This is a genomic window from Streptomyces sp. NPDC002499, assembly GCF_053595415.1.
In genome coordinates, this window is sequence record NZ_JBSFXO010000005.1 from 340,736 (window position 1) to 366,981 (window position 26,246).

22 protein-coding genes and 1 pseudogene are annotated in these 26,246 nt (G+C 71.0%); 11 read left to right on the forward strand and 12 right to left on the reverse strand.

What is annotated here, in order from left to right:
* The first annotated feature begins 44 nt into the window (after window positions 1–44).
* The 4 genes from ACWD5F_RS15665 (at window position 45) to ACWD5F_RS15680 (ending at window position 5,248) form a co-directional block, all read left to right on the forward strand.
* Window positions 45–488: an effector-associated constant component EACC1 gene (locus ACWD5F_RS15665; protein ID WP_451254626.1), complete on the forward strand. Its 444-nt coding sequence runs from the start codon at window positions 45–47 to the stop codon at window positions 486–488.
* Between the two features lie 14 nt (window positions 489–502).
* Window positions 503–2,233, forward strand: a complete 1,731-nt coding sequence (locus ACWD5F_RS15670; RefSeq protein ID WP_451254628.1) for a caspase family protein — start codon at window positions 503–505, stop codon at window positions 2,231–2,233.
* 123 nt (window positions 2,234–2,356) lie between these two features.
* A complete protein-coding gene (locus ACWD5F_RS15675) occupies window positions 2,357–3,547 on the forward strand; it encodes a flavin-containing monooxygenase (protein ID WP_451254630.1) in 1,191 nt (396 codons plus the stop codon).
* A 207-nt stretch (window positions 3,548–3,754) separates the two neighbouring features.
* Entirely contained in the window at window positions 3,755–5,248 is a 1,494-nt protein-coding gene (locus ACWD5F_RS15680; protein ID WP_451254632.1) for a flavin monoamine oxidase family protein, read from the forward strand.
* A 235-nt stretch (window positions 5,249–5,483) separates the two neighbouring features.
* Here ACWD5F_RS15680 and ACWD5F_RS15685 read toward each other — a convergent pair whose 3' ends face one another.
* Window positions 5,484–6,089 (reverse strand): hypothetical protein, encoded by a 606-nt coding sequence (locus ACWD5F_RS15685; RefSeq protein ID WP_451254634.1) that lies wholly within the window; start codon window positions 6,087–6,089, stop codon window positions 5,484–5,486.
* Between the two features lie 167 nt (window positions 6,090–6,256).
* On the opposite strand from ACWD5F_RS15685, the gene ACWD5F_RS15690 reads away from it, so the two are divergent.
* The gene (locus ACWD5F_RS15690) at window positions 6,257–7,429 is read left to right on the forward strand and encodes a helix-turn-helix domain-containing protein (RefSeq protein WP_451254636.1); all 1,173 of its coding nucleotides are present in this window, start codon (window positions 6,257–6,259) and stop codon (window positions 7,427–7,429) included.
* Window positions 7,430–7,481: 52 nt separating this feature from the next.
* On the opposite strand, the pseudogene ACWD5F_RS15695 reads toward ACWD5F_RS15690, so the two are convergent.
* Window positions 7,482–7,631: pseudogene (locus ACWD5F_RS15695) on the reverse strand (IS5/IS1182 family transposase); the annotation flags it as partial.
* 127 nt (window positions 7,632–7,758) lie between these two features.
* Here ACWD5F_RS15695 and ACWD5F_RS15700 point away from each other — a divergent pair.
* From ACWD5F_RS15700 to ACWD5F_RS15710, 3 genes are read left to right on the forward strand one after another with little or no spacing between them, the layout of a single operon-like run.
* Window positions 7,759–9,984 (forward strand): acetate--CoA ligase family protein, encoded by a 2,226-nt coding sequence (locus ACWD5F_RS15700; RefSeq protein ID WP_451254638.1) that lies wholly within the window; start codon window positions 7,759–7,761, stop codon window positions 9,982–9,984.
* Window positions 9,981–10,793, forward strand: coding sequence for an enoyl-CoA hydratase/isomerase family protein (locus ACWD5F_RS15705; protein WP_451254640.1), 813 nt, complete (start codon window positions 9,981–9,983; stop codon window positions 10,791–10,793). Before ACWD5F_RS15700 ends, ACWD5F_RS15705 begins: the two co-directional genes overlap by 4 nt.
* Window positions 10,794–10,846: 53 nt before the next feature.
* Window positions 10,847–11,440: a flavin reductase family protein gene (locus ACWD5F_RS15710; RefSeq protein ID WP_451254642.1), complete on the forward strand. Its 594-nt coding sequence runs from the start codon at window positions 10,847–10,849 to the stop codon at window positions 11,438–11,440.
* Between the two features lie 10 nt (window positions 11,441–11,450).
* Here the strand turns inward: ACWD5F_RS15710 and ACWD5F_RS15715 are convergent, their stop codons facing one another.
* Window positions 11,451–12,767, reverse strand: a complete 1,317-nt coding sequence (locus ACWD5F_RS15715; RefSeq protein ID WP_451254644.1) for an MFS transporter — start codon at window positions 12,765–12,767, stop codon at window positions 11,451–11,453.
* A gap of 71 nt (window positions 12,768–12,838) precedes the next feature.
* Between ACWD5F_RS15715 and ACWD5F_RS15720 the strand changes: the two genes are divergently transcribed.
* Complete coding sequence (locus ACWD5F_RS15720) at window positions 12,839–13,921, forward strand: GlxA family transcriptional regulator (protein WP_451254646.1); 1,083 nt, start codon at window positions 12,839–12,841, stop codon at window positions 13,919–13,921.
* 57 nt (window positions 13,922–13,978) lie between these two features.
* On the opposite strand, the gene ACWD5F_RS15725 is transcribed toward ACWD5F_RS15720, so the two are convergent.
* The 4 genes from ACWD5F_RS15725 to ACWD5F_RS15740 all read right to left on the reverse strand — a co-directional run bounded on the left by ACWD5F_RS15725 (window position 13,979) and on the right by ACWD5F_RS15740 (window position 18,571).
* Complete coding sequence (locus ACWD5F_RS15725; RefSeq protein ID WP_451254648.1) at window positions 13,979–15,121, reverse strand: lactonase family protein; 1,143 nt, start codon at window positions 15,119–15,121, stop codon at window positions 13,979–13,981.
* Between the two features lie 230 nt (window positions 15,122–15,351).
* Complete coding sequence (locus ACWD5F_RS15730) at window positions 15,352–16,401, reverse strand: Zn-dependent alcohol dehydrogenase (protein WP_451254650.1); 1,050 nt, start codon at window positions 16,399–16,401, stop codon at window positions 15,352–15,354.
* Entirely contained in the window at window positions 16,401–17,552 is a 1,152-nt protein-coding gene (locus ACWD5F_RS15735; protein WP_451254652.1) for an acyl-CoA dehydrogenase family protein, read from the reverse strand. Before ACWD5F_RS15735 ends, ACWD5F_RS15730 begins: the two co-directional genes overlap by 1 nt.
* A gap of 110 nt (window positions 17,553–17,662) precedes the next feature.
* Window positions 17,663–18,571: an SDR family oxidoreductase gene (locus ACWD5F_RS15740; RefSeq protein ID WP_451254654.1), complete on the reverse strand. Its 909-nt coding sequence runs from the start codon at window positions 18,569–18,571 to the stop codon at window positions 17,663–17,665.
* A gap of 85 nt (window positions 18,572–18,656) precedes the next feature.
* Here ACWD5F_RS15740 and ACWD5F_RS15745 point away from each other — a divergent pair, with 85 nt between their 5' ends.
* On the forward strand, window positions 18,657–19,583 hold the full coding sequence (locus ACWD5F_RS15745) for a cyclase family protein (RefSeq protein ID WP_451254656.1): 927 nt from the start codon (window positions 18,657–18,659) through the stop codon (window positions 19,581–19,583).
* Window positions 19,584–19,877: 294 nt separating this feature from the next.
* Here ACWD5F_RS15745 and ACWD5F_RS15750 read toward each other — a convergent pair whose 3' ends face one another.
* The 4 genes from ACWD5F_RS15750 to ACWD5F_RS15765 all read right to left on the reverse strand — a co-directional run bounded on the left by ACWD5F_RS15750 (window position 19,878) and on the right by ACWD5F_RS15765 (window position 24,122).
* Window positions 19,878–20,339 carry an ATP-binding protein gene (locus tag ACWD5F_RS15750; protein ID WP_451255107.1) on the reverse strand — a complete coding sequence of 154 codons (462 nt, stop codon included), beginning with the start codon at window positions 20,337–20,339 and terminating at the stop codon, window positions 19,878–19,880.
* Window positions 20,340–20,883: 544 nt separating this feature from the next.
* On the reverse strand, window positions 20,884–21,789 hold the full coding sequence (locus tag ACWD5F_RS15755; RefSeq protein ID WP_451255109.1) for an acyl-CoA dehydrogenase family protein: 906 nt from the start codon (window positions 21,787–21,789) through the stop codon (window positions 20,884–20,886).
* A 3-nt stretch (window positions 21,790–21,792) separates the two neighbouring features.
* The gene (locus ACWD5F_RS15760) at window positions 21,793–22,926 is read right to left on the reverse strand and encodes an acyl-CoA dehydrogenase family protein (protein ID WP_451254658.1); all 1,134 of its coding nucleotides are present in this window, start codon (window positions 22,924–22,926) and stop codon (window positions 21,793–21,795) included.
* Complete coding sequence (locus tag ACWD5F_RS15765) at window positions 22,926–24,122, reverse strand: amidohydrolase family protein (RefSeq protein ID WP_451254660.1); 1,197 nt, start codon at window positions 24,120–24,122, stop codon at window positions 22,926–22,928. The genes ACWD5F_RS15760 and ACWD5F_RS15765 overlap by 1 nt, the downstream gene beginning before the upstream one ends.
* A gap of 87 nt (window positions 24,123–24,209) precedes the next feature.
* On the opposite strand from ACWD5F_RS15765, the gene ACWD5F_RS15770 reads away from it, so the two are divergent.
* Complete coding sequence (locus ACWD5F_RS15770; RefSeq protein ID WP_451254662.1) at window positions 24,210–25,721, forward strand: class I adenylate-forming enzyme family protein; 1,512 nt, start codon at window positions 24,210–24,212, stop codon at window positions 25,719–25,721.
* On the opposite strand, the gene ACWD5F_RS15775 is transcribed toward ACWD5F_RS15770, so the two are convergent.
* On the reverse strand, window positions 25,700–26,212 hold the full coding sequence (locus ACWD5F_RS15775; RefSeq protein ID WP_451254664.1) for an EF-hand domain-containing protein: 513 nt from the start codon (window positions 26,210–26,212) through the stop codon (window positions 25,700–25,702). The two genes, ACWD5F_RS15770 and ACWD5F_RS15775, sit on opposite strands and share 22 nt — an antisense overlap.
* Between the last annotated feature and the right edge of the window lie 34 nt (window positions 26,213–26,246).

Genomic DNA, 26,246 nt, shown 5'->3' on the forward strand with positions numbered 1-26,246 from the left:
GTACGACCGCGCCCTAGTACGCTCCCGCTGGGGGTGGTGTACAAGTGGAGGAACTACGGGTGTCGGTCGCGGCGACCAGCGATCGCTTCGACGGCGATGACGACAGATGGCTGTCCCAAGTACGGCTGCTGCACGAGGACTTGGGGCAGCAGACGCCGTTGGTGACCGGGCGGACGACCGCTGTCCGGCCCGGCACGAAGGGTGGCTGGCTGCCGGATGTGGCCCTGCTGCTCAGCCCGGCCGTGGTCGCCGGCGTGGTGGCGGTGGTGAAGGCCTGGCTCGTACGGGACCGCGACCGCACGGTCCACCTCGCCTGGGAAGTGAACGGCGAGAAGGGCGAGTTCACTGCCACGGCGTCCACGGCGGACAACGCCACGTTGCAGGCAGCGCTGGAGCACGGGTTGCGGGCGGCCACGGGCTCCGCCGGGCAGGGCGCGGCGGACGAGCCGGAGGCGGAGCCGGAGCCTGACGGCGACTCCGTTGGCTGAGGCGGGCAACTCCGGTGACTGAGGCCCCCGTTGCGTACCGCGCCCTGCTGATCGGCAACGCCGAGTTCCCCGACGAACCGGCGCTGGAGCGGCTGCGCGGCCCGGCGAACGACCTCTCGGAACTGCGCGCCGCGCTCACCGACCCCGAGGCCGGGCTGCCCTGGGAGGTGACCTCGGTCCTGGACGGGACGGCCCAGCAGGTCCAGGAAGCGCTGTTCACCTTCTTCCACCGGGCCACCGCACGCGAGCAGTTGCTCCTCTACTACAGCGGCCACGGCCGACTCGACCTGCACAACCGGCTGCACCTGTGCACCCGTGACACCACCGTCGACTGGCTGCGCACCCGCGCGGTCCGGCAGTCGTACGTCAACGAGCTGATGGACGACTGCGCGGCCCGCGCGATCGTCGTCGTCCTGGACTGCTGCTTCAGCGGACGGGCGGCCACGGCCAAGGGAGACGAGGCGGCGGCCCGGTTCGCCGGCCGGGGGCGGTTCGTGATGACCGGGTGCGGGCTGCTGGAGACGGCGGCGGATGCGGCCGGCGAGGGTGAACCGAGCCCGTTCACCGCCGCGTTGGTGGCGGGGCTGCGGCACGGGGCGGTGGGTGCGGACGGGTACGTGACGGTCGAGGACGTCTATCGGTACGTCGACGACCGTATGCGGGGGTCGGGTCAGCATCCGGAGATGAAGACGGAGGGGCGGGCGGGGAACGTACCGCTGGCGCGGCGGGCGGGGGTGGACGAGGGGGTACCGGAGACGGCCGCCGTCGCCGGCTCGCCGGACCTGCGGCCCTTGTTCACCAACGCCCACGGCGTGAGCGAACGCCCGTTGGTCGAGAGCCACTTCAGCGGAGTGCTGCACGTCCTGCTGACCGAACCGGCGGGGACGCTGACCGTGCACCGGGACGAGCTGGTCGTGGCCGGAGGCAGGCGTCAGGTTCAGGGCTGGTGGTTCACCGAGGAACGGTTCAGGTTCCGTCGGAAGCAGGTCCGACCGGTCGCCTCGGTGGCACCGACCGGGGACGTACAGTTCGCCCTTCCCGGCGGCACGGGAACAGTGACCTGGTCGGCGAAGCAACTGGCCGGCTTCGAGCGGGCACGGACCGCCGGGAACTGGCCCACCGCGGTGCGGCCGACCCAGACCGAGGGCACCCACACCGTCCTGAAGTCTCGCGACCGGGTGTACCGCAGGCTTACGCGCGAGGCGTGGTTCGCGCTGGCGTCGCTGCTCGGCTGCGCGGCGTCCGTGAGCCTGTTCGTGCAGTTGCTGGCCTGGGACGGGCACAGTTACTGGCGCAAGATCGCGCTGGTCGTCGTTCTTCTCCTCGCCGTCATCAGCCTGTCGATCCTGATCGCTTCCGTGAACGTCGCCTGGATCTTCTTCCGCCTGCGCCGGTTCCTCCAACTCCCGGCGTTGCCGATCACCCGCATGCTGCTGAAGGCCTACATCGAGCCTTCCAAGTACGACGAGTACGACATCGAATCGATCACTGAAGCCCCGCACCCACGCGTCGTGCTGTGGTCCGAGGAGTTCAGTCTGACGCTGCCCCACAGCTTCTACGCCACCCGCGTCAACGGGGGCGACCCACCCTTCGGCACGGAAGACCCCGTACCCGTCGAGGTCATCGGCCTCCCCGCCCCCGGCCAATGGGTGGTCGTCCGCACCCCCGACGGCCTCCTCTGGCCGAGCGGCCGGGCCAGACCCGTCTCCGCGCCGGCCCTCGCCGCGGTGACCGGCCGCCCCTAGCCGAGGGCCCTAGTGCTCTACGCCACACATCCCACCCACTCCTCCTACACCCGTGATCAATCCGCAACCAATTCCCCTCTTGACCGAGACCCATCAACGGGGCGCGTGATTACGCTCGCGCTCATGGCCGACTCCACAGCGTCCGCACCAGCCGCCGCACCCACGCACACGAACCGCCCCGTATACGTCATCGGGGGCGGTCCAGGCGGCCTGGCCGTCGCGTACGCGCTGCGCGCCCGCGGTATGCGCGCGGTCGTCCTGGAGAAGTCCGACCACGTCGGCGCGTCCTGGCGGCGGCACTACGACCGGCTGCACCTGCACACCACCCGGCGCCTGTCGTCCCTGCCGGGGCTGACGATGCCGCGCCGGTTCGGGCGGTGGGTGTCGCGGGACGACGTCGTGCGGTACCTGGAGAAGTACGCCGAGCACCACGAGCTGGAGATCGTCACCGGCGTGGAGGTGTCCCGCGTCGAGCGTTCCGCGGACGGCGACGGCTGGCTGCTGCACGCCACCGGCGGTCGCGAACTGACCGGCGCCGCCGTGGTCGTCGCCACCGGCTACAACCACACCCCGAACGTCCCGGACTGGCCCGGCCTCGACACGTACAAGGGCGATTTCCTGCATGCGGGCGCGTACCGCAACGCCGAGCCGTACGCGGGCCGTGACGTGCTGGTCGTGGGCGTCGGCAACACCGGTGCCGAGATCGCCGTGGATCTGGTCGAGGGCGGGGCCTCGCGCGTGCGGCTCGCCGTGCGCACCACCCCGCACATGGTGCGCCGCTCGACGGCCGGCTGGGCCGCCCAGTACACGAGCGTGCTGGTACGACGGCTGCCGGTCCGTCTGGTCGACCGGCTGGCCCGGCCGATGGCGAAGCTCAGCATCCCGGACCTGTCGGCGCACGGGCTGCCCAGACCGGACACCGGGCTCTACAGCCGGGTCAAGGAGGGCTCCGTGCCGATCCTGGACGTCGGTCTGATCAACGCCGTACGCAAGGGCCGGGTCGAGGTCGTGGCCGCCGTCGCCGGTTTCGAGGACGGGAAGGTCGCGCTCGCCGACGGGAGCCTTCTGTCGCCGGACGCGGTCGTCGCGGCCACCGGTTACGCGCGCGGACTGGAAGAACTCGTCGGCCATCTCGACGTACTCGACGAGCGCGGCAAGCCCGTCGTGCACGGCTCGCGCACCCCGAGCCAGGCACCCGGCCTGTACTTCACCGGTTTCACCAACCCCATCAGCGGCATGCTCCGCGAGATGGCCATCGACGCGGAGAAGATCGCGAAGGCCGTCGTGAAGGACCGCCGGCGCACGCGGTCGTGAGAAACCGGTCCCGTACCGAGAAGTAAGTTCCGTCAACTTCCCGACCTGCGACTCCTGTTACGTCCGAGACGGATGTGGCCAAGGAGCTGTACCGCGCCCCGCCATGGGTCCAGAATGTGAGCGCTGCTCAGCTTTTCGCGCCCGTTCCCCCACCCGGTGCGCATCTTTCAGCTCCGCCCACCTCTCGCTCATCGACGGAGGACGCACGTGGCACGTGAAAGACAGCTATCGCTCTCCCGACGCTCCCTGATCGGCGGCGCGGCCGCCACCGCCGGAGCCGTCGCCCTCACCGGCACCGCCGCGGGAACGGCCGCCGCCGCCACCCGTGACGTGGACGTCGCCATCGTCGGCGGCGGGCTCGCGGGACTGACGACGGCCCGCGACCTGGTCGCCGCCGGCAAGACCGTGGCCGTCCTGGAGGCCCGGGACCGCGTCGGCGGCCGGGTGGTGAACCTGGCGCTCGCCAATGGCGGGGTCACCGAGGGCGGCGGCGAGTTCATCGGCCCCACCCAGGACCGCATCAAGGCGCTGGCCGACTCGCTCGGCGTCGCGACCTTCACGACGTACAACACCGGCAAGAACCTGCTCTACAAGGACGGCAAGAAGACCCCGTACGCCACCGACGGACTCCTCGGTTCGGTCCCGCCGATCGACGTGGCGGGCCTGGCCAACGCCGCGATCGTGCAGGCCGCGCTCGACGACATGGCGACCAAGGTGCCGGTGAACGCGCCCTGGACCGCGGCGAAGGCCGCCGAGTGGGACAAGCAGACCTTCGAGAGCTGGCTGAACGCCAACGCGATCGTGCCGTCGGCGAAGTTCCTGCTGGACGTGGCGACCACGTCCATCTTCTCGGCCCAACCCCGCGAACTCTCCCTGCTCTTCGTGCTGTTCTACATCGCCGCCGCCGGCAACGAGTCCACCCCCGGCACCCTGGAACGCCTCACCGACACCGCCAACGGCGCCCAGGAGTCCCGTTTCGTCGGCGGTTCCCAGCAGGTGCCGATCAAGCTCGCGGCCACCCTCGGCGACCGCGTGGTGCTGAGCGCGCCGGTGCGCTCGATCACGAAGTCCGGCGCCAAGTACGTGGTGACGGCGGACGGTGTGACGGTGACCGCGAAGAAGGTCGTGGTCGCCGTACCGCCCCCGCTGGCCGGCCGCATCACCTTCGACCCTCTCCTCCCGGCCGCCCGCGACCAGTTGGGCCAGCGCCTCCCGATGGGCTCCATCGGCAAGGCCATCGCCGTCTACGACACCCCGTTCTGGCGCGCCGACGGCCTCAACGGCCAGGTCGTCAGCGACACCGGCGCCGTCCGCTCCACCTTCGACAACTCCCCGCCGGACGCCTCCTACGGCGCCCTGATGGGCTTCATCGAGGCCGACGAGATGCGCGAGTACGACGCCGCGTCGGTCGCCGACGTGAAGGCGGCCGTCCTCAAGGACTACGCCACCTACTTCGGCGACAAGGCCAGGACCCCGACCTCCTTCGTCCTCCAGCGCTGGGACAACGAGGGCTTCACCCGCGGCGGCCCGGTCGCCTACGCCCCACCGGGCGTCCTCACCGAGTACGGCACCGCCCTGCGCACCCCGGTCGACGGCATCCACTGGGCCGGCACGGAGACGTCGACGTACTGGAACGGGTTCATGGACGGGGCGGTGCGTTCCGGCGAGCGGGCGGCGAAGGAGGTGCTGGCGGCGCTGTGAGCCGGCCCGCCCGCCTCGGCGGGAGCCGGTGCGTGAGCCTCCGGGGGTACTGACCCGCACCACGTGGAGACCATTTCATTTGGCGAGTCTGCGGTGGCAGATGAGGGTGCAGGCGATGCTGGTGAAGGCCAGGAAGTGGTCACCGCCGGCGGAGCAGGTGGGTTCGACAGCGGCGCGCCCGGGTTCCGGCCGCGCCGCTGTCGCGCTGTGGTCAGCCCTCGGGGGAGCCCCCGGGTCAGTGGAGCTTGTTGACTGCAGTCTTCGTCGTGGTGCGGAAGGCGGTCAGCGGGGCGTCCTTGAGGTCGCCCATCTGGCCCCAGCGGACGAGGGTGACGGTGCGGCCGTCGCGGCCGACGGAGAACAGGTGGATGTCGGAGATGCCGATCTGCGGGTCGGCGGTGTCCAGGCTGTAGACCCAGGCGCCCTCCTCGACGGCGAGCTTGCCGTGGGAGGCGCTGACGGCCTGCAGGCCCGGGTTCTGCTGCTCCAGCAGGGGGCCGCAGCCGGCGAGGGCCCCGCGGAGGGTGTCGACCAGCTTCACGGCGTCGGCCTCGGTACGGGCGACGGTGGTGACCTGGACGCCGTTGGTGTCGAGCTCGGTGCTGAACTCGCGGTAGCGGGTGTTCTGCGCCGGGATCTTGTACGGGGCGCAGAGGACGCCGCCGTTCTCCGGGACGCCGGTGAAGACCTGGGTGGCGGTCCACGGCGTCGACGACGGCGGCATCTGGGAGGCCGCGAGGAAGGCGGGCTGGGCAGCGGCCTGCGCCGGGGCTGTGGCGAGGGCCGCGAGGCCAAGTGCGGCAGTGGCTGCGGTGGCGAGTGCGGTGCGGAGCTTGTTCATGGTGGTGGATCCCCCGTCAGGTCGTTCGTTCGGTCAGTGCTCAACCAGCGTGGGGCCGGCGCCCGCCGGCTGCAACGATCACGCGCCCACCAGCCGTCCCGGAACCATTCCACCCCCGCTGACGTGCAAGGACGTGAAGGATGGGACGCAGGGTCGAGGGGGATGGAATGCCGAAGGACGCCGCCGTCGAGGAGTTCGCGGGGCTCGTGCGCGCGCTGAAGGCGCGGGACGGGAGGAGTTACGAGGCGCTGGGCCGACGGCTGAGCGTCAGCGCGTCCACCCTCCACCGCTACTGCTCGGGCGCGACCGTCCCGGAGGAGTTCGCCGTGGTCGACCGCCTCGCCCTGCTGTGCGGGTCGGACGAGGAGGAACGGCGGGCCCTGGAGGCGGCCTGGACGGAGGCGGACCGCGCCCGCCGCCGAGCGGCCTCGCCCGCGCCCACGCCTGTGCCGACCGTGTCGGCCGCGCCGGAATCGAGCCCGGAACCGTCCGCGCCGGAACCGGGCCCCGGCCCCGCCCCGGACCCGCCCGCCCCGAAGGCGCCCCGCGCCCGCCTCCGTCGTGGCGCCCCCGCTCCCCTCCTCGTCGCCGCCGCCGTGCTCGCCCTCGCCGCCGCCCTGCTCGGCCACCCCACCCGTACGGCTTCCGCCCCCGCTCCCGCTTCCACCGCTCCGGGGCGGACCGCGGCCCCCCTCCCCTTCACCTGGAGCATCGGTTCCCAGCTCTGGGAGGGCGGCTGCGGGCACACCTACCTCGTGGACCGGGCCCCCCGCGCGGTCGCCCCGCCGCCGGTCGCGGCCGACTCCGGGGCGTGGGCCGGGACGCACGGTGCGGTGCACGGCGGGGAGGCGCTGGTGCGGATCACGGTCCAGGGCCGGTCGCCGTCCGACGCCGTCGTTCTCCATGCCCTGCACGTGCGCGTGGTCGACCGCGCCGCGCCGCTGCCGTGGAACGCGTACCGGATGGACAACGGCTGTGGCGGCGCCGTGACCCCGCGCCACTTCGCCGTGGACCTCGACCGGCCGCGCCCGCTCGCGAGGCCCGTCGACGGCCTTGACGCCTCCGGCGCCGAGGTCCGGAAGATCCCGGCCGTCTCCTTCCCGTACAAGGTCACCTCCTCCGACCCCGAGGAGCTGCTGGTCTCCGTGCGGACGGCGGCCTGCGACTGCCGCTGGTACCTGGAGCTGGAGTGGAGCGCCGGGGGCCGTACGGGGACGGTGCGGATCACGGACGGCGGGAAGCCGTTCCGCACGAGCGGGACCAGGGGGAGGCCGGCGTACGTGCACGACTCCGCCGAAGGGCGCTGGATCACAGACTCGGCCTCTGGACAGACCGGGTGACCGATGAGCAACTTCGACCGACATAGGCTGAGCAAGCGCTTAGAGATCATCTCACGATCGCGGCCGGCACCTCCCGGTCACCGTGCCGCCGCCGGCCACCACCTTGCGGCCGCGACGGCGCCTCCGGCACCACCCGCTGGAACAACTCCCGCAGCGCGTCCGGCACCAGCCGCTCAACGATCCCCACCGTGACCCAGCGAATACCGGTGCAACCAAACGAGATGGTCTCTTAGTTCAACTTTGCACGCACGCCCGTTCCTGACACCGCGTCAGTTCAGTAATCTGACAGTGCGTCAGTTATTTGGCTGTCTCACAGGAGCGGGCGGACGATGCTTGGATCAACCCACGGCACTCTCACCACCGACTCCCGCCGGGCCCGGGTCATCGCCTGCGGCGAGCAACCCGCGCCTGCCGTCCACGGCAGGCCCGCCGAGGTGGACGACCTCGATGTCGGAGGCCGGCCGCTGTATGCCGGCGTACCCGATCTGGACCGGTTCTTCCGGCCCGAGTCCGTCGCCGTGATCGGCGCCTCCGACGCGGAGGGGCGACCGAACACCGGTGTCACCGGGCAGTTGGTGGCCTGGGCGGAGCGGGTCGGGGCGCGCCTGCACCCCGTGCATCCCACGCGTACGTCCGTCTTCGGGCTGCCGTGCGTCGCGACCGTCGCCGATCTGCCCGAACAGGTCGACCTCGCCGTCCTGTTGGTCGCCGAGCCACTGCCCGTGATCGAGGAACTCGCCGAGGCCAAGGTGAAGTTCGCGGTCGTCTTCGCCTCCGGGTTCGCGGAGACCGGCGCCGAGGGGGCGGCGGCGCAGGCCCGACTCGCGGCCGCCGTACGGCGGTCGGGGATGCGGCTGCTGGGGCCCAACACCAACCTCAACGCCTTCGAGCGGTTCCGGGACGACCTCGACGGTCCCGCGATCGCGCTGATCACCCAGTCCGGGCACCAGGGGCGGCCCGTCTTCGCGCTCCAGGAACTCGGCATCCGCCTCTCCCACTGGGCGCCCACCGGCAACGAGGCAGACCTGGAGACCGCCGACTTCCTCTCCTACTTCGCGGAGTTGCCCGAGGTCGGCGCCATCGCCTGCTACGTCGAGGGCCTCAAGGACGGGCGCTCCTTCCTGCTCGCCGCCGACCGGGCCGCCCGGCGCGGGGTGCCGGTGGTCGCCGTCAAGGTCGGCCGCACCGAGACCGGCGCCCGTACGGCCGCCTCCCACACCGGCAAGCTGACCGGCGCGGACACCGTGGTGGACGCGGCGATGCGGCAGTTCGGCGTGATCCGGGTCGACGGTCTCGACGAACTCCAGGACACCGCGGCCTTGTTGGCCCGCGCCCGTCCACCCCAGGCCGACGGCGTGGTCGTCTACTCCATCTCCGGCGGCACGGGAGCCCACTTCGCCGACCTGGCCACCGGGGCGGGGCTGTCCCTGCCGGTGCTGTCCGAGTCCAAGCAGGCCGAACTGCACCAGTGGATACCGGAGTTCCTAAGCGTGGCCAACCCCGTCGACAACGGCGGCCACCCGGTCGGCGACCACCGCGGCCGCAAAATCATCGACGCGATCCTCGACGACCCGTCGGTCGGGGTGCTGATCTGCCCGATCACCGGCCCGTTCCCGCCGCTGAGCGACCGGCTCGTACGGGACCTGGTGGACGCGGCCGAGCAGACCGACAAGCTGGTCTGTGTGGTCTGGGGCTCCCCCGTCGGCACCGAACCGGCCTACCGCGAGGTGCTGTTGGGCTCCTCCCGGGTCGCCACCTTCCGCACGGTCGGCAACTGCGTCACCGCCGTCCGCGCCTACCTCGACCACCACCGCTTCACCGCCCGCTACCGCTCTCCCTTCGACGAGGCCCCCCGCACCCACTCCCCGTCCTTCCGCAAGGCACAAGCCCTGATGCGCCCGGGCCAGCAGCTGAGCGAACACGCGGCCAAACAACTGCTGCGCGCCTACGGCATCCGCGTGCCGCGCGAGCAACTGGTGACCAGCGCGGCGGCGGCCGTCCGCGCGGCAGGCCTGGTCGGCTACCCGGTGGTGATGAAGGCCTCCGGCGCGCAGATCGCCCACAAAACCGAGCTGGGCCTGGTGAAGATCGGCCTCACCTCGGCCAGCCAGGTCCGGGACGCCTACCGCGAGTTGACCGACATCGCCCGCTACGAAGGGGTCACGCTGGACGGTGTCCTGGTCTGCCAGATGGTCGAGCGGGGCGTCGAGATGTTCGTCGGCGTCACGCACGACGAGCTGTTCGGACCGACGGTCACGGCCGGGCTCGGCGGGGTGCTGGTCGAGGTCCTGCACGACGCGGCCGTACGCGTACCGCCCTTCGGCGAGGAACAGACCCGGGACATGCTCGCGGAGTTGCGCGGGCGGGCCCTCCTCGACGGGGTGCGGGGGCGGCCGCCGGCCGACCTCGACGCCCTCGTCGAGGTGATCCTGCGGGTGCAGCGGATGGCACTCGAACTCGGCGACGACCTGGCGGAGTTGGACATCAACCCGCTGATGGTGCTGCCCCGGGGACAGGGCGCGGTGGCGCTGGACGCGCTGGCGGTGTGCCGATGACCGAGCCGACGGCCGAGCCTGCGGCCGACCTCGTCCACACGGTCGCGGACCAGGTCACGTACCTCACCCTCAACCGCCCCGAGGCCCTGAACGCCCTCACCCCGGACCAACGGGACCGGCTGATAGGCCTGTTGGCGGAGGCGTCGGCCGACCCGTCCGTACGGGCGGTGGTCCTCACCGGCACCGGGCGCGGCTTCTGCGCGGGCGCGGATCTGCGGGCAGGCGGGACGGCGACCGGCGAACGGGTGTCCGGAGACGTGGCCCGCACGATCCGCCTCGGTGCCCAACGCCTGATCGCGGCCGTTCTGGACTGCGAGAAACCGGTGATCGCGGCGGTCAACGGCACGGCGGCGGGCCTGGGCGCGCACCTCGCCCTCGCCTGCGACCTGGTCCTGGCCGCGGAGTCGGCGAGGTTCATCGAGGTGTTCGTACGCAGGGGCCTGGTGCCCGACGGCGGCGGCGCGTACCTACTGCCGAGGCTGATCGGTCCGCAACGGGCGAAGGAGCTGATGTTCTTCGGCGACGCGCTGGGCGCGGCGGACGCGGAACGCCTCGGCCTGGTCAACCGGGTCGTCCCGGACGAGGAGTTGGAGAAAACGACCCGCGAGTGGGCCACCCGCCTGGCCACCGGCCCCACCCGCGCCCTCGCCCTCACCAAACAGCTGGTCAACGCCTCCCTGGACAGCGACCGGGCTACGGCGTTCGCCGCAGAAGCAGCGGCCCAGGAGATCAACATGACGACGCGGGACGCGCAGGAAGGAGTGCGGAGTTTCGTGGAGCGCAGGACTCCGGACTACAAGGGTCGCTAGCCCTTTCACTCTGACGAACCGTCAGCTCTAATGGGAACGGTGATGGAATCGTGATGGGACACGCAGGGGCAGCAGCGGCAGCCGTCCGCTACCTCAGGTCGGCCGGAACCCCGGCCGGCGTGGAGGCGCTGCCCCGACCGGAGTTGCGGTGCGTCGGCGAGGACGAGCGAGCGCCGCTCGACGCGACCGAGTTCCGCCGAGTCCTGGGCCACTTCGCGACGGGCGTCACGGTCATCACCGCCACTGACAGCGAGACCGGCCCCGCCGGCTTCGCCTGCCAGTCCTTCTCGTCCCTCTCCCTGGACCCGCCCCTGATCGCCTTCATGGTCGGCCGTACGTCGACCACCTGGCCCCGCATCGCCCGCGCCGGCGCCTTCTGCGTCAACGTACTGGGCGCCGGCCAGGGCGAGTTGTGCCGCGGCTTCGCGGTACGCGGCGCGGACAAGTTCGCGGGCGTGGCGTACGACGCGTCCCCGATCTCCGGCTCACCCCGCCTCGCGGGCACCGTCGCATGGATCGACTGCGCGATCCACGCGGTGCACACCGGCGGCGACCACCTGATCGTGGTGGGGCGGGTGGAGGCGCTGGGCACGGGCGACGACACCGACGCAGAGCCGCTGTTGTTCCACAAGGGGCGCTTCCTCTGAGGGGCCGGCCCTAGGCGACGGCCACCGCCAGCTGCACCGGCCTCCGCCGGATCACCAACGCCATCAGCGCCGCCACCGCGCACAGCGCCCCGGAGGCGTACCAGACCATGTCGTAGGAGCCGAAGGCGTCGCGGGCGACTCCGCCCAGGAAGGCGACCAGGGCGGCGCCGACCTGGTGGGAGGCGAGGACCCAGCCGAAGACGATCGCGCTGTCCTCGCCGTACTGCTCGCGGCACAGGGCGACGGTGGGCGGGACGGTGGCGACCCAGTCGAGGCCGTAGAAGACGATGAAGAAGAGCATCGGCGGGTGGACCGAGGGGGCCAGGAGCATGGGGAGGAAGAGGAGCGAGACGCCGCGCAGGGCGTAGTAGACGGCGAGCAGGCGGCGCGGCTCGAAGCGGTCGGTGAACCAGCCGGAGGCGATCGTGCCGACCACGTCGAAGACGCCGATCACCGCGAGCAGCGAGGCCGCCGCCGTGACGGGCATGCCGTGGTCGTGGGCGGCCGGCACGAAGTGGGTCTGGATCAGACCGTTGGTGGAGGCGCCGCAGATCGCGAACGTGCCGGCCAGCAGCCAGAAGGTACCGGTGCGGGAGGCCGAGAGCAGGACCTTGATCGTGCGCCGGGCGGCGCCCTGCACCGGCGCCGGCTTCGGCACGAACTCCGTTGCGCCGTACGGCTTCTGGCCCACGTCGGCCGGGTGGTCGCGCAGCAGCAGCCAGACGAAGGGGACGACCGCGAGGGCCGCGAGGGAGACCGTGACCGCCGCCGGGCGCCAGCTGTGCTTCTCGACGATCCAGGACAGCACCGGCAGGAAGATCAGCTGGCCGGAGGCGGACGCGGCGGTGAGGATACCGGTGACCAGGCCCCGGCGCTCGGTGAACCAGCGGTTGGTGACCGTGGCCGCGAAGGCGAGTGCCATCGAGCCCGAGCCGAGGCCCACCAACAGCCCCCAGCACAGCATGAGTTGCCAGGCGGCCGTCATCCACACGGTCAGCCCGGCGCCGAGCGCGATCACGCTCAGGGCCACCGCGACGACCCGCCGGATGCCGAAGCGGTCCATCAGCGCCGCCGCGAACGGCGCGGTGAGTCCGTACAGCGCGAGGTTCACGGAGACCGCCGCGCCGATCGTGCCGCGCGACCAGCCGAACTCCTGGTGCAGCGGATCGATGAGCAGGCCGGGGAGGGAACGGAATGCGGCGGCACCGATGATCGTCACGAAGGTGACGGCGGCCACGAACCACGCACGATGGATGCGGTGCTTCTTGATCGGCTTGCCCGGCCGGGTGTCCTCGGTGGCGGCGCCCGCCTCGGTTGTCTGGGTCACGACATACAGCTTCCGGCCTCCGCCCGCTCCGGACGACTGGCCCGAAGGACAGTATTCGCTAGGATCGGGCCATGAGCCAGCAGCCGGAGACCCGCTCCGAACCGGAATATCGCCAGGAACCGGAGTTCCGCCCGCACCGCGTCGTCGTGCTCGCCCTCGACGGCCTGCTCCCCTTCGAGCTGGGCATCCCGCACCGCATCTTCGGCCGCCCCAGAGACGCCGAGGGACGGCTGCTGTACGAGGTCGCCACCTGCTCGATCCGGCCGCCGGGCCCGGTCGACACCGACGCCGACTTCGCCCTGCACGTCCCGAACGGCCCGGAGGCCCTGGCCACCGCCGACACGGTGATCGTCCCGGCGTCGTACGAGCTCGGCCCGGTCTTCGAGGAGGGCGTGCTCACCCCGGAGCTGGCCGCCGCGTTCGCCCACATCCGCCCCGGCACCCGTCTCGCCTCGATCTGCACCGGCGTCTACGTCCTCGCCGCCGCCGGCCGCCTCGACGGCCGCCCCGCCACCACGCACTGGGCGGACGCCGAACGCTTCCAGCGGCTCTTCCCGCAGATCGAGGTCGACGCGGACGTGCTCTTCATCGACGACGGCGACGTGCTGACCTCGGCGGGCGTCGCGGCCGGCATCGACCTGTGCCTGCACATGGTCCGCCGGGACTTCGGCACGGCGGTCGCCAACGACGTGGCCCGCCGCACCGTCGTACCGCCGCACCGCGACGGCGGTCAGGCGCAGTACATCCACCGCCCGGTCCCCGACCCGCAGTTGGCGACCACGACGGCCGCCCGGGCCTGGGCGCTGGGCCGCCTGCACGAGCCGATCCAACTGCGCGACATGGCGGAGCAGGAGGCGATGTCGGTGCGCACCTTCACCCGCCGCTTCCGCGAGGAGGTCGGCGTCAGCCCCGGCCAGTGGCTCACCCAGCAGCGCGTCGAACGCGCCCGCCACCTGCTGGAATCCAGCGACCTGTCCATCGACCAGGTCGCCACCGACGCGGGCTTCGGCACGGCCCAGTCCATGCGGCAGCACCTCCAGGCGGCACTCGGCGTCACGCCGACGACCTACCGCCGCACGTTCCGCACCGGGATCGTGAGCGGAATCCGGGGCAGCAGGCCCGAGGGTTACGGCGGTTTGGACGCCGCTTCCTGAACCCGCCCCCTCGACCTGCGCCCCGGACCCGCGTCTTCGGGCACCGCACCCCATCGCTCAGCCCGCGACGATCCCCTCGCCGCCGATAGCACCCGGCACCACGACCGACCCGATCGCGGTGAGCGACCCGTTCTTGTTGACCCGGAACTCGTCCACGATCCCCTTGGCACCGGTCTGGACGTAGAGGTACCGGCCGTCCGAGGAGGCCGCCGCGTCCACCGTGCCTGCGTCGGTGGCCGTGTTGCCCAGCGCGGTCAACTTGCCCTGGGGGCCCACCCGGTAGCCGGACAGCGTGCCGCTGGCCGCGTTGGACGCGTACAAGTAGCCTCCGGCGGTCACCGCCCAGCAGGTGGCGGTCTGGCCCGTCGGCACCGTGCCCTTCGCCGTCAGCTTCCCGTCGCGGCCGACGACGAAGGTGCCGACCGAGTTCGTCCCGGCCTCCGTCACGTGGATCCGCCCGGCGGAGTCGAAGTCGAAACCGAACGGCACGGCCCCCGGGAGCGAGGTCACCACCGGCTTGGCGGACGGTCCGCCGTGGCTGCCGTACCCGCCGACAGGGAAGACGTCGATGCTCTGCCCCGAGGCCTTGGTGGTGACCACGAGCTTCGAACCGTCGGGCGTGAAGGCGATCTGCCCGACGGCCGAGGCGGCCGCGTCCAGACCGAGCTCGCGGTGCCAGGCGGGGACCTTCACCAGCCGCTCGCCGGTCCGCACGAAGCCCTGCACGGAACCGCCGCCCAGCGCGTTGGCGACGTAGACCTGGTTGCCGTGGAAGGTGACGCTGACCGGGAACTTCCCGCCGCTGGAGATCTCCTGGACCCGCCGCAGGTCGGTGCCGCGCACGGCGAAGACGGTCACGGTGTCGCTGCCCGCGTTGACGGCGTAGAGCAGGTGGTGGCGCCGGTCGTAGGCGAGCGACCCCTGCGAGGCCAGGTGGTCCACGACGGTGCCGGCCAGCACACCGCCCTTGCCCCCGGTGCGGTGGACGCCCTTCTGGTGCAAGGTGCCGTCGGCGGCGCGCTCGTAGGCGACGACGGTGTTCGCGGTCGTGTCGTCGGTCTGCACGAACACGGTGGAACCTCCGGCGGCACCGGCGGCACTGGCGGAGGGAGCGGCGAAGAGAGCGGCGGCGGCGAGGGCGACAGCGCCCACACCTGTCGTGCGGACGATGCGGGCGGCACGAGCCTTGGCGAGAGTCATGAGTGAGTACTCCTCGGTGCGAAATGCGAAAGCAGAAGCCGGCACGCTCATCACCGGACGACTGCAACGCTAGGCCGCACTCGAGGCACATAAGCGGGCAAATGACTCTCAAGAAGCCCGACGTCCGGGCTTCGTAAGAATCACCGCCAACTCCGCACCGCCGCACACCACTTCACCGCAGCGCACCACTTCATCGCCGCACACCACTTCACCGGAGCGCCACGCCTTCGCTAGAACGTAAGCACCCCCCGAGCCACCCGCCCCGCCTCCGCGTCGGCCCGTGCCTTCTCGAAGTCCTCGACCGGATACGTCTCCGTCACCAGCTCGTCCAGCAGCAACCGCCCGGCCCGGTACAGCTCGGCGTACAGCGCGATGTCCCGCTGCGGCCGCGAGGACCCGTACCGGCACCCGAGGATCGACTTGTCCAGGTACATCGACGAGACGAGGAAGGACGCCTCGGCGCTCGCCGGCGGCACCCCCAGCAGCACCGCCTGCCCGTGCCGGTCCAGCAGGTCGATCGCCTGCCGGATCAACTCGACCCGCCCGACACACTCGAAGGCATGGTCGGCCCCGGTCGGCAGCAGGTCCTTCACACCCTCCGTCGACGTCAGGAAGTCCGTCGCCCCGAACTGCCGGGCCACCGCCTCCTTCGCCGGGTTCGCGTCCACGGCGACGATCCGCAACGCCCCCGCGATCCGGGCGCCTTGGATGACGTTGAGCCCGATGCCACCGGTGCCGATGACGAGCACCGACTCGCCCCGGTCCACCTTGGCCCGATTGAGCACGGCCCCCACGCCGGTCAGCACACCGCACCCGATCAACGCGGCGGACGGCAGCGGAATGTCCTTGGGGATACGGACCACCTGTACGGCCTTCACCACGGTCCGTTCCGCGAAGGCCGAGTTGGACGCGAACTGGTACACCGACCGCCCGCCCTGCGTGAACGGCTTCCCCGGCCGCCCGATCGCCTGCCGGCACATGGTCGGCCGCCCCCGGTCACACTCGGCGCAGGTACCGCAGTTGGCGAGCGTGGACAGCGACACATGATCGCCGGCCGCCACATGCGTGACCCCCGCGCCCACGGCCTCCACCACGCCGGCCCCCTCGTGCCCGAGCACCACCGGCACGGGAAAGGGAATCGTCCCGTCGATCACGGACAGATCGCTGTGGCACAACCCCGCCGCCGAGATCGCGACCAGCACCTCGCCGGGCCCCGGATCCCGTACGACGAGGTCGTCCACGACCTCCACCTGCTTGCCGTCGAACACCACACCGCGCATCACACGACCCCCTTGGGCTCTCTCGGCAGACCGAGCACCCGCTCGGCGATGATGGTGCGCTGGATCTGATCCGAGCCGCCGTAGATCGTGTCGGCCCGCGAGAACAGGAACTGCCGCTGCGAGACGTCGAGTTCGTACGGCGCCGACGCCGACCAGTCCCCCGGCCCGACGGTCGCCCCGGCTCCCCGTACGAGCATCGCGACCTCCCCCAGCCGCTGGTGCCACCCCGCCCACAACAGCTTGGCCACGCTGGGCGCCCCGGCGTCCCCCGAACTCCCCAGCGTCCGCAGGGCGTTCCACCGCATCACCCGCAACTCGCCCCACAGCCGCAGCAACCGCTCCCGCACGACGGCATCCCGCACCGCCCCGCTCTCCACGGCCTCCCGCACCACCCGCCCCAACTCCTCGGCGAACCCGACCTGTTGGGCAAGCGTGGACACCCCCCGCTCGAACCCGAGCAGACTCATGGCGACCTTCCAGCCACCCCCTTCACCCCCCACGACATGCTCGGCCCGAGCCACCGCCCCATCAAAGAACACCTCGTTGAATTCGCTCGTCCCGGTCATCTGCCGAATGGGCCGCACCTCGATCCGCCCGGGCTGATCCATGGACACGAGCAAGAAAGTCAGCCCGTGATGCCGCACAGACCCCGCCTCGGTCCGCGCGAGCACAAAACACCAGTCGGCCTCATGCGCGAGCGAGGTCCAGATCTTCTGCCCGGTGACGCGAAAACCGCCGTCCCCATCCCGCTCAGCCCGGGTCCGCACCCCCGCCAGATCCGACCCGGCCCCCGGCTCGCTGTAACCCTGACACCACAACTCGTCCCCGGCGGCAACCGCCGGCAGAAACCGCCCCTTCTGCTCCTCACTGCCATGAGCAAGAAGAGTCGGCCCCAACAAATTCTCCCCAATATGCCCGGACCGAGGCGCCGCCCCCGACCGCGCATACTCCTCGGCCCAGGCAACCTGCTGAGTCAGCCCGGCAACCCGATTCCCATATCCGGCCTCGGACCAACCGAGCCCGATCCATCCGCCTTTCCCCAGCTCCAATTCCCACGCACGACGATCCCGCCCCGGCTCGACGTGCTCCGAGAGCCAGGCCCGCGCTTCCGCCCTGAACGCCTCATCCTCAGCGGTGAACCCGAACTCCACGCCGGTCTCCTCTCGAGCCACGCTCATCCAACCCACCCAGGGGCGCGGGGAACTGCGCGACCAGCCACACTCCACCCGCACCCGCAAGACCCACAACACCCCCCGAGCTATTAGGCATTGGGCCGAGCCCCATCCCGCGCAGCCTTCTCCATCTCCTCCAGCCGCAAAAGCATCGGCATCGGATCCACCCCAACAGACCCCGGCAGAAACTCCGCAATCTTCTCCGGCGTCCAGGACCCACCCTCGGCATACGCAGCGCGAAGCTCCCGCGGCTGTGCCCACACCGCAATCTTCGCCCCCGCCACCGTATAAACCTGCCCAGTCACTTCCGCAGCCCGCTCGGACAGCAGATAAACGACAAGCGCCGCCACATCCTCCGGCTCCCCCATCTCCGCCAACTCCATGGGAACGTTGGCGGTCATCCGCGTACGCGCCACGGGGGCCACCGCATTGGCCCGCACCCCATATTTGTGCAGCCCGAGCGCGGCGCTACGGACCAGCGAGATAATCCCCCCTTTCGCCGCGCTGTAATTCGCCTGCGAAACGGACCCCTGATGATTCCCGCTGGTGAACCCGATCAGAACCCCCGCCCGCTGCTGCCGCATCACCGCGGAAGCCGCCCGGAAAACGGTGAACGTGCCCTTCAGGTGCGTGGCGATCACCGGATCCCACTCGCCCTCGGACATGTTGAACAACATCCGCTCGCGCAGAATCCCGGCGACGCATACGACCCCGTCGAGCCGCCCGTACGACGCGAGGGCGACGTCCACGACCCGCTGCCCGCCCGCCATCGTGGAGATGTCGTCGGCGACCGCGACGGCCTCGCCGCCCGCCGCCTCGATCTCCTTCACCACCGCGGAGGCGATCTCGCTCGCGGGGGACGCGCCGTCCACGGAGACGCCGTAGTCGTTGACGACGACCTTCGCCCCCTCGGCCGCCGCGGCCAGCGCGACCGCCCGTCCGATGCCCCGCCCGGCACCGGTCACGGCGACGACCTTGCCTGCCAAGAAGTTCCCCACGCCGGCCCCTTCCCGCGGTTTCTGACGGACCGTTAGATTTTATGTCGCGTCCGACGCACGGACACAAGCCCCGGGGAGGAACCGGATGTCACTGCCTGCCGAGTTCCACGACATAGCCAAGCGCGTGAACAACTGGGGCCGTTGGGGACCGGACGACGAGATCGGCACCCTCAACCTGATCACCGACGAGGTCGTACGGGAGGCCGCCGCGAGCGTCCGCACCGGCCGCCGCATCCCCCTCGCCCTCCCCCTCAAGCAGGACGGCGTGCAGACCGGCATGATCCCCGGCCGCGTCAATCCGCTGCACGCGATGGTGCAGATCAACCAGGAGCTGTTCGGCCCCGGCACGATCGCGTGCAGCGACGACGCCGTGACGATGGGCCTGCAGGCGGGCACCCACTGGGACGCGCTGACCCACGTCTCGCACTCGGGCCGGCTCTACAACGGCCGCCCGGCCGCCACCATCACCCCGCACGGCGGCGCCGAGTTCAGCGGCATCGACAAGGCACGGCACATCGTCTCGCGGGGCGTGCTCCTCGATGTGGCCCGCGCACGCGGGGTCCGCCGACTGGAGGGCGGGCACGCGGTCACGCCGGAGGATCTGGAGGCCGCCGAGGAACTCGCCGGCACACGCGTGCGCGCCGGCGACATCGTCCTCGTACGGACCGGGCAGGTGCAGGTCTATCTCGCCGGGAACAAGGAGGCGTACGGCTATCCCTCGCCCGGTCTGTCGGTCCGGACGCCGGAGTGGTTCCATGCGCGTGATGTCGCCGCCGTCGCCAATGACACGCTGACGTTCGAGATCTTTCCGCCCGAGATCGAGGATCTGTGGCTGCCCGTGCACGCGCTGGACCTGGTGGAGATGGGCATGTTGCAGGGCCAGAACTGGAATCTCGAAGAGTTGTCCACAGCCTGTGGAGAAGCGGGCCGGTACGCGTTCCTGCTGTCCGCGATGCCGGAGCCCTTCGTCGGCGCGACGGGCACTCCGGTCGCACCGGTCGCCGTCCTGTGAACGACTCGCGAGACCGACGGGAGAGCCATCGGCCGGCGGCGCGCCTACCCCCCACCCCTCGATCGCGCCGCCGGCCCGACTCCGGCGTTCCCGCCCGACGCCGAACCACGACCCACACTCGCCGAGGGCTCCCCGTCACGAAACCCTCGCCGTCCCCTCGCGGCGAATCGCTGACCACCAGCGTGATCAGGTGGTCACGACGCGTCAACAGCACTACGGGGATATGTCAGTTACGCCCTCTTTGCCATGGGCGCGCACGGAAGCACGTCCCGGCGCATCGCCTCACCCCGGGGGTCACACGACGTCGAAAGCCAGCACCTCGTACGTCGACACGCCACCGCCGTACGCCGTCGCGGTCTGCCGGGGCTCGGTACATCGGTCGAGCTCGCACCAGATGCGCTTGCCGCCGCCCTCAGGGCTCCAGCCCCAGCGGTCGGCCAGTCCGTCGACGAGGGCCAGGCCCCGGCCGCCGGTCGCGTCGCCGTCCACGCAGCGGGGCACCGGGGCCCGGTCGCTGGTGTCGGCCACCTCCAGGCGGACGGTGGCCGAGTCGGCGGCGGCCAGGGGCAGCGACAGCCGCAGGACGGCCGGACAGCCGGTGTGCACCACGGCGTTGGTGACCAGCTCGGAGACGAGCAGGACCAACGTCTCGGCGAGCGACTCGTCGGCCGCTATGCCGGACCCCGCCAGGCGAGAACGTGCCCAGCGCCGGGCGCGCCCCACCTCGGCGGGGTCGGGCCGGATCTCCAGCTGCACTTGAAGCACCTGCACCGCTCACACCATCCGAACCGGCGGACACATGACCCCACGCCACGCACGCGCCGCGACGAGGGCCACGATCGTAGCCATTTTCTGCATGGCCAGAACAATGGCCAGAACAGTGGCCAGAGCAAGGGTCACGGAACGTGAATCCCTTGCGAGACAGCATGGTTGACGTTCCGTCACCCCAACAAGCGCTTCGGGCATATTCCAGCGCGAAGGAGTACCCGTGCGGCATACTGTGCGACGCTCGCCATAAGGAGTCGAACAGGCGGGGGTGTCGACCTCTCCCGCCTCGCGAGCAGCGGCGCGCACCGCCCGGTCCGGAGTCGCCCCAGAGGCAACACCGGCATGGCTCATGCTCGGAACCACTCGCATCTCACACAAGGTACCGGAGCTGACACCCGACTCCGGGCCGTGACGAGTCACACATAGGACACAACCCGATATCAACGCTCTGTGATATGGCCTGTGATTCGTGCATGCCACGATCCGCGACATGAAGTGGGAGCGGTCCCGCGGACAACCCGGCCCCCGCGCCTCAGGCCACCAGCTCCGCCGCGAGCAGTTCCTCGCACTCCGCGCTCCCGCCACCACGCTGTTCCCGCACCCACGCCCGCTTCAGATGCAGGTGCACCTCGGACTCCCAGGTGAAGCCCATGCCGCCGTGCACCTGGAGGCAGTCCCGGGCGCCCCGCACGGCGGCCTCGTCGGCGAGCAGCCGGGCCGCGGCGATGTCGGTCCGGTCGGCGGTCACGGCGGCCGCGTAGACGGCGGCCCGGGCCACCTCGGCCCGCACCAGCAGCCCCGCGCACAGGTGCTTGACGGCCTGGAAGGCTCCGATGGGCTGCCCGAACTGCTCGCGGGTCCGGGCGTGTTGCACCGCCAGCTCGCACACGCGCGTGGCGGTGCCGAGCTGCTCGGCGGCGGTGAGGAGCACGGCGACGGGGTCGGTACGCGCCGGGGCCGGCACCCGGTGCAACGGCGTCGACGGATCCACCGACCGCAGCGGCACGGCCCCCTCGGCCCCCGGCAACACGACATCGGCCTCGTCCAACCACTCCACGAGCCGCCCATCGGCAGCGGCGACCACGGTCTCCCCGGTGGCGGCCCCCGGCACCACCCCAGCAGCAAGGTGCGTGGCGACCAACGGCCCAGGAACCAGCGCCGCCCCGACCTCCTCAAACACCAACACGGCTTCGGGCAGCCCGAGTCCGGCGCCTCCATCGCTTTCGGCCAACCGCAGGGAAAACAGCCCAAGGTCGCCGAGGGCCCTCCACATTCCCCGGTCCAGCCGAGGAGCCTTCAGGGGCGCGGGGCTGTGTACATCAGCGGCTCCGCCGCGGGGCGCGACCAGCCCCGACGCACCCGCAGCCGACCGACTACCAACCACGGCTCGCACCGCATCCCGCAAATCCTTCTGCTCGACGGTCAGTTGAAACCGCACCACTCACCGCCCCTTCGGCAACCCAAGAATCCGCTCGGCCACGATGTTCCGCTGAATCTGCGAGGTACCGGCCGCGATGGTGTACGAGAGCGACGACAACCGATCAAGCACCCAAGCCCGCTCAAGATCCAGCGACTCCGCCCCCAGAACCTCCGCCGCCACGTCGTACAACTCCTGCCGCGCATGCGAGTACCGCAACTTGAAGACCGAGCCCCCGACCCCCGGCACTCCCCCACTCGCCTCCGACTCACTCACGTTCCACTGCGTGAGCCGCCACAACGCCCGGAACTCCGCGTTCAGCCGCCCCAGTTGCCGCCGCAGCACGGGATCGTCCCACCGCCCGTTCCGCCGCGCCTCATGGGCCAACTCGCCCAACACCCGCCGACAGGCGACGACCTCACCCACGAACGCCGTCCCGCGCTCGAACGACAGCGTCACCATCGTCACGCGCCACCCGTCGTTCTCGTCCCCCACCCGGTTGCCGACAGGCACCCGCACCTCGTCGAGGAACACCTCCGCGAACTCCGCCGACCCGGCAAGCGTCCGCAACGGCCGTACCGTGATCCCCGCCGCGTCCATCGGCATCGCGAGCCAACTGATCCCCCGATGCTTCGGGGCATCCGCATCCGTCCGCACCAACAGCTCGCACCAGTCGGCGACTTCCGCGTGCGAGGTCCAGATCTTGGAGCCGGTGACCACGTAGTCGTCGCCGTCCCGCACCGCACGCGTGCGCAGGGCGGCGAGGTCGGAGCCGGCGCCCGGTTCGCTGAAGCCCTGGCACCAGACCTCCTCGCCGCGCAGGATCGGCGGCAGCCAGCGGTCCCGCTGCCCGGCCGTCCCCTCGGCGGCGATGGTCGGCCCGGCGTGCAGCAGCCCGACGAAGTTGGCGCCGACGTAGGGCGCGCCCGCCTGCTCGGTCTCCTCCAGGAAGATCAGGCGGGTGGTCGGGGACGCGTCCCAGTGGACGTCCGCGTACCCGGCGTCGTACAACATCCGCTGCCAGCCCAGGTCGTGGGCACGGCGGCCGGGCCAGTCGTCCGGGGACGGCTTGGGCCCGAGCGTCGGCAGCACCTTCGCCAGCCACTCCCGCAGCCGCGCGCGGAAGTCCTCCTCCTCGGGCGTGTACGAGAGGTCCATCAGCGGTCGAGGTCCAGGCCCAGCATGCGGATCGCGTTGCCCCGCATCAGCTTGTAGACCGTCTCGTCGTCTAGGCCCTTCACATGGTCGAGGGCGACCTCCTTGGTGTGCGGGAAGGTCGAGTCGACGTGCGGGTAGTCGGTCTCGAAGGTCGCGTTGTCCCGCCCCACCACGTCCAGCGAAGCGACCCCGTGCTTGTCGCGGAAAAAGCAGCAGAACATCTGGCGGTAGTAGTACGTGGAGGGCGGGTCGGGGATGAGATCCCTTACCCCGCCCCACGCGCGGTGCTCCTCCCACACGTCGTCGGCGCGCTCCAGGGCGTACGGGATCCAGCCCATCTGGCCTTCGGAGTAGGCGAGTTTGAGGGTCGGGAACTTCACCAGGACCCCGCTGAAGAGGAAGTCCATCATCGAGGCCATCGCGTTGTTGAAGGAGAGCGAGGCCTGGACGGCGGGGGGCGCGTCCGGGGAGGCGGCGGGCATCTGGGAACTGCTGCCGATGTGCATGTTGACGACCGTGCCGGTCTCCTGGCAGACCGCGAAGAACGGGTCCCAGTGGCCGGAGTGGATGGACGGCAGCCCCAGATACGTCGGAATCTCGCTGAAGGTCACCGCGCGGACCCCACGCGCCGCGTTGCGCCGGATCTCCTCGACCGCCAACTCGACGTCCCACAACGGGATCAGGCAGAGCGGGATGAGCCGGCCACCGCTGTCGCCGCACCACTCCTCGACCATCCAGTCGTTGTAGGCGCGGACGCAGGCGAGGGCGACCTCCTTGTCGTGCGCCTCGGCGAAGGTCTGGCCGCAGAAGCGGGGGAAGGTCGGGAAGCAGAGGGAGCCCTCGACGTGGTTGAGATCCATGTCCGCGAGCCGCGCCTTGGGATCCCAGCAGCCGCGCCGCATCTCCTCGCGAGTGATGCCCTCCAAGGTCATCTCGTCGCGGTCGAAGCCGACGGCGGCGATGTTGCGCTTGTACGGGAACTTGAGGTCCTCGTAGATCCACCAGTCGGTGGGCGGGCCGTCCGGGTCCATCGTGATCTGGTACTTGCCTGCCACGTAGGCGAGTTCGCCGATGCCCGCGGTGAGCGGCTGGGGGCCGCGGTCCCGGTACTTCTTCGGCAGCCAGGTCTCGAAGAGGTGCGCGGGTTCGATCACGTGATCGTCGACGCTGATGATGCGGGGCAGTTCGGTGGCCATGGGTTCCCCTCCGCCGGGACGGTACTTATCTGATGACCCGTCAGATAGCATGTCACCTGACGAGTCGTCAGCCAAGGAGGGGGACCCATGAACGAGACGCCGCACTCCCTGAGTTCCTCCCGCACCCTGTGGGAACTGGTCATCCGCCGGGCCGAGTTGACCCCCGACCGGCCGGTCTTCCTCCAGGACGACCGCGCCCTGAGCTTCGGTGAGCTGCGCGACCGCTCCGAGCGGGTCGCGGCCGGCCTGTACGACATGGGCGTACGCCCCGGCACGGTGGTCGCCTGGCAGCTGCCCACCCGGATCGAGACAGCTCTGCTGTCCTTCGCGCTGGCCCGCCTGGGCGCCGTGCAGACGCCGATCATCCCGTTCTACCGGGACCGCGAAGTCGCCTTCGCGCTAAGGGAGTCGAAGGCGGAGTTCTTCGCCGTACCGGGCACCTGGCGCGGCTTCGACCACACGGCGCTGGCCCGCCGGCTCGGCGCCAAGGGGATCTTCGAGGCGTACGAGACCCTCCCGGACGGCGACCCGGACGTGCTCCCCGCGCCGCCCGCCGACGGCACCTCCGTGCGCTGGATCTACTGGACCTCCGGCACCACCTCCGACCCCAAGGGCGTGCTGCACACGGACCGTTCACTGCTCGCGGGCGGCTCGTGCCTCGCGCACGCGCTGCGCCTGACAGCGGACGACGTGGGCTCGATGGCCTTCCCGTTCGCGCACATAGCGGGGCCCGACTACACGGTGATGCTGCTGTTGTACGGCTTCCCGGCGGTGATGTTCGAGCAGTTCGCGCTGCCGGACGCGCTGGAGGGCTACCGCAAGCACGGGGTGACGGTGGCCGGCGGGTCGACCGCCTTCTACTCCATGTTCCTCGCCGAGCAGCGCAAACAGCCGGGGACGAAGGTCATTCCTTCGCTACGGCTGCTCGCGGGCGGCGGCGCTCCCAAGCCGCCGGAGGTCTACCACTCCGTCGTACGGGAGATGGGCGTCCAACTCACCCACGGGTACGGCATGACCGAGGTCCCGATGATCACCATGGGCGACCCGCAGGACACGACCGAGAACCTCGCGACGACCGAGGGACGGCCGCCGGAGGGGATGGAGATACGGATCGCCGAGGGCGGGGAGGTGCGGCTGCGCGGGGAAGCCGTGTGCCAGGGGTACGTGGACCCGGCGCAGACGGCCGAAGCCTTCGACGCGGACGGGTTTCTGCGCACCGGGGACCTGGGGCGGGTGACCGACAGCGGGCATCTGATCCTCACCGGGCGGCTCAAGGACGTGATCATCCGCAAGGGCGAGAACATCTCCGCGAAGGAGATCGAGGATCTGCTGGCCGCGCATCCGGACGTCGGGGACGTGGCCGTCGTGGGACTGCCGGACGCGGAGCGCGGGGAGCGGGTGTGCGCGGTGGTCGAACAGCCGCCCGGGGCGGGCGAGTTGACCTTGTCCGCCGTGACGGCCTACCTGCGCGCGGAAGGGCTGTCCGTGCACAAGCTGCCGGAGCAGCTGGAGATCGTGGACGCCCTTCCGCGCAACGAGGCGCTGCGCAAGGTGCTCAAGTACAAGCTGCGGGAGCGCTATTCAGGGACCGTGAAGTAGCGGGCGAAGGCGGGCACGATCTCGGCCTCGCCGATCCTGCCGTCGCCGTCGGTGTCGAGGCTGGCGGCGGCGACCCGTGCGATGTCCTCGCTCGCCCCGAGGGCTCGCAGTACGCGCGCCGTGTCGTCGACCGTGACCTCGCCGTCGCCGTCCGTGTCGGCGACCGCGAGGGCCGCGTGCAGGAAGGGGCGGGCGATCTCGGCGAAGCGGTCGGGGGTGTCGCGCAGGCGCTTGACCGCGCCGTTCACGAACTCGTCGCGCGTGATGCGCTGGTCGCCGTCCCGGTCCGCTATGCCGGCCATGCCCTGCCAGAACGCCTCCGCGCCGGCGTACAGCTCCTGGCCCTTGTCGGACCGGGCCGCCGTGCCGAACTCGGCGAGCAGCGCCTTGGCCGCCGTACTGAAGTCCGCCCGGTCGATGTAGCCGTTGCCGTCCTGGTCGAAGACGGCGAACCGGGCGGCGATCCTGCGCTCGTACTCGCTGCTGACCATGTCTTTTCGTGCCGCCTCACGTCACGTCGGGTGC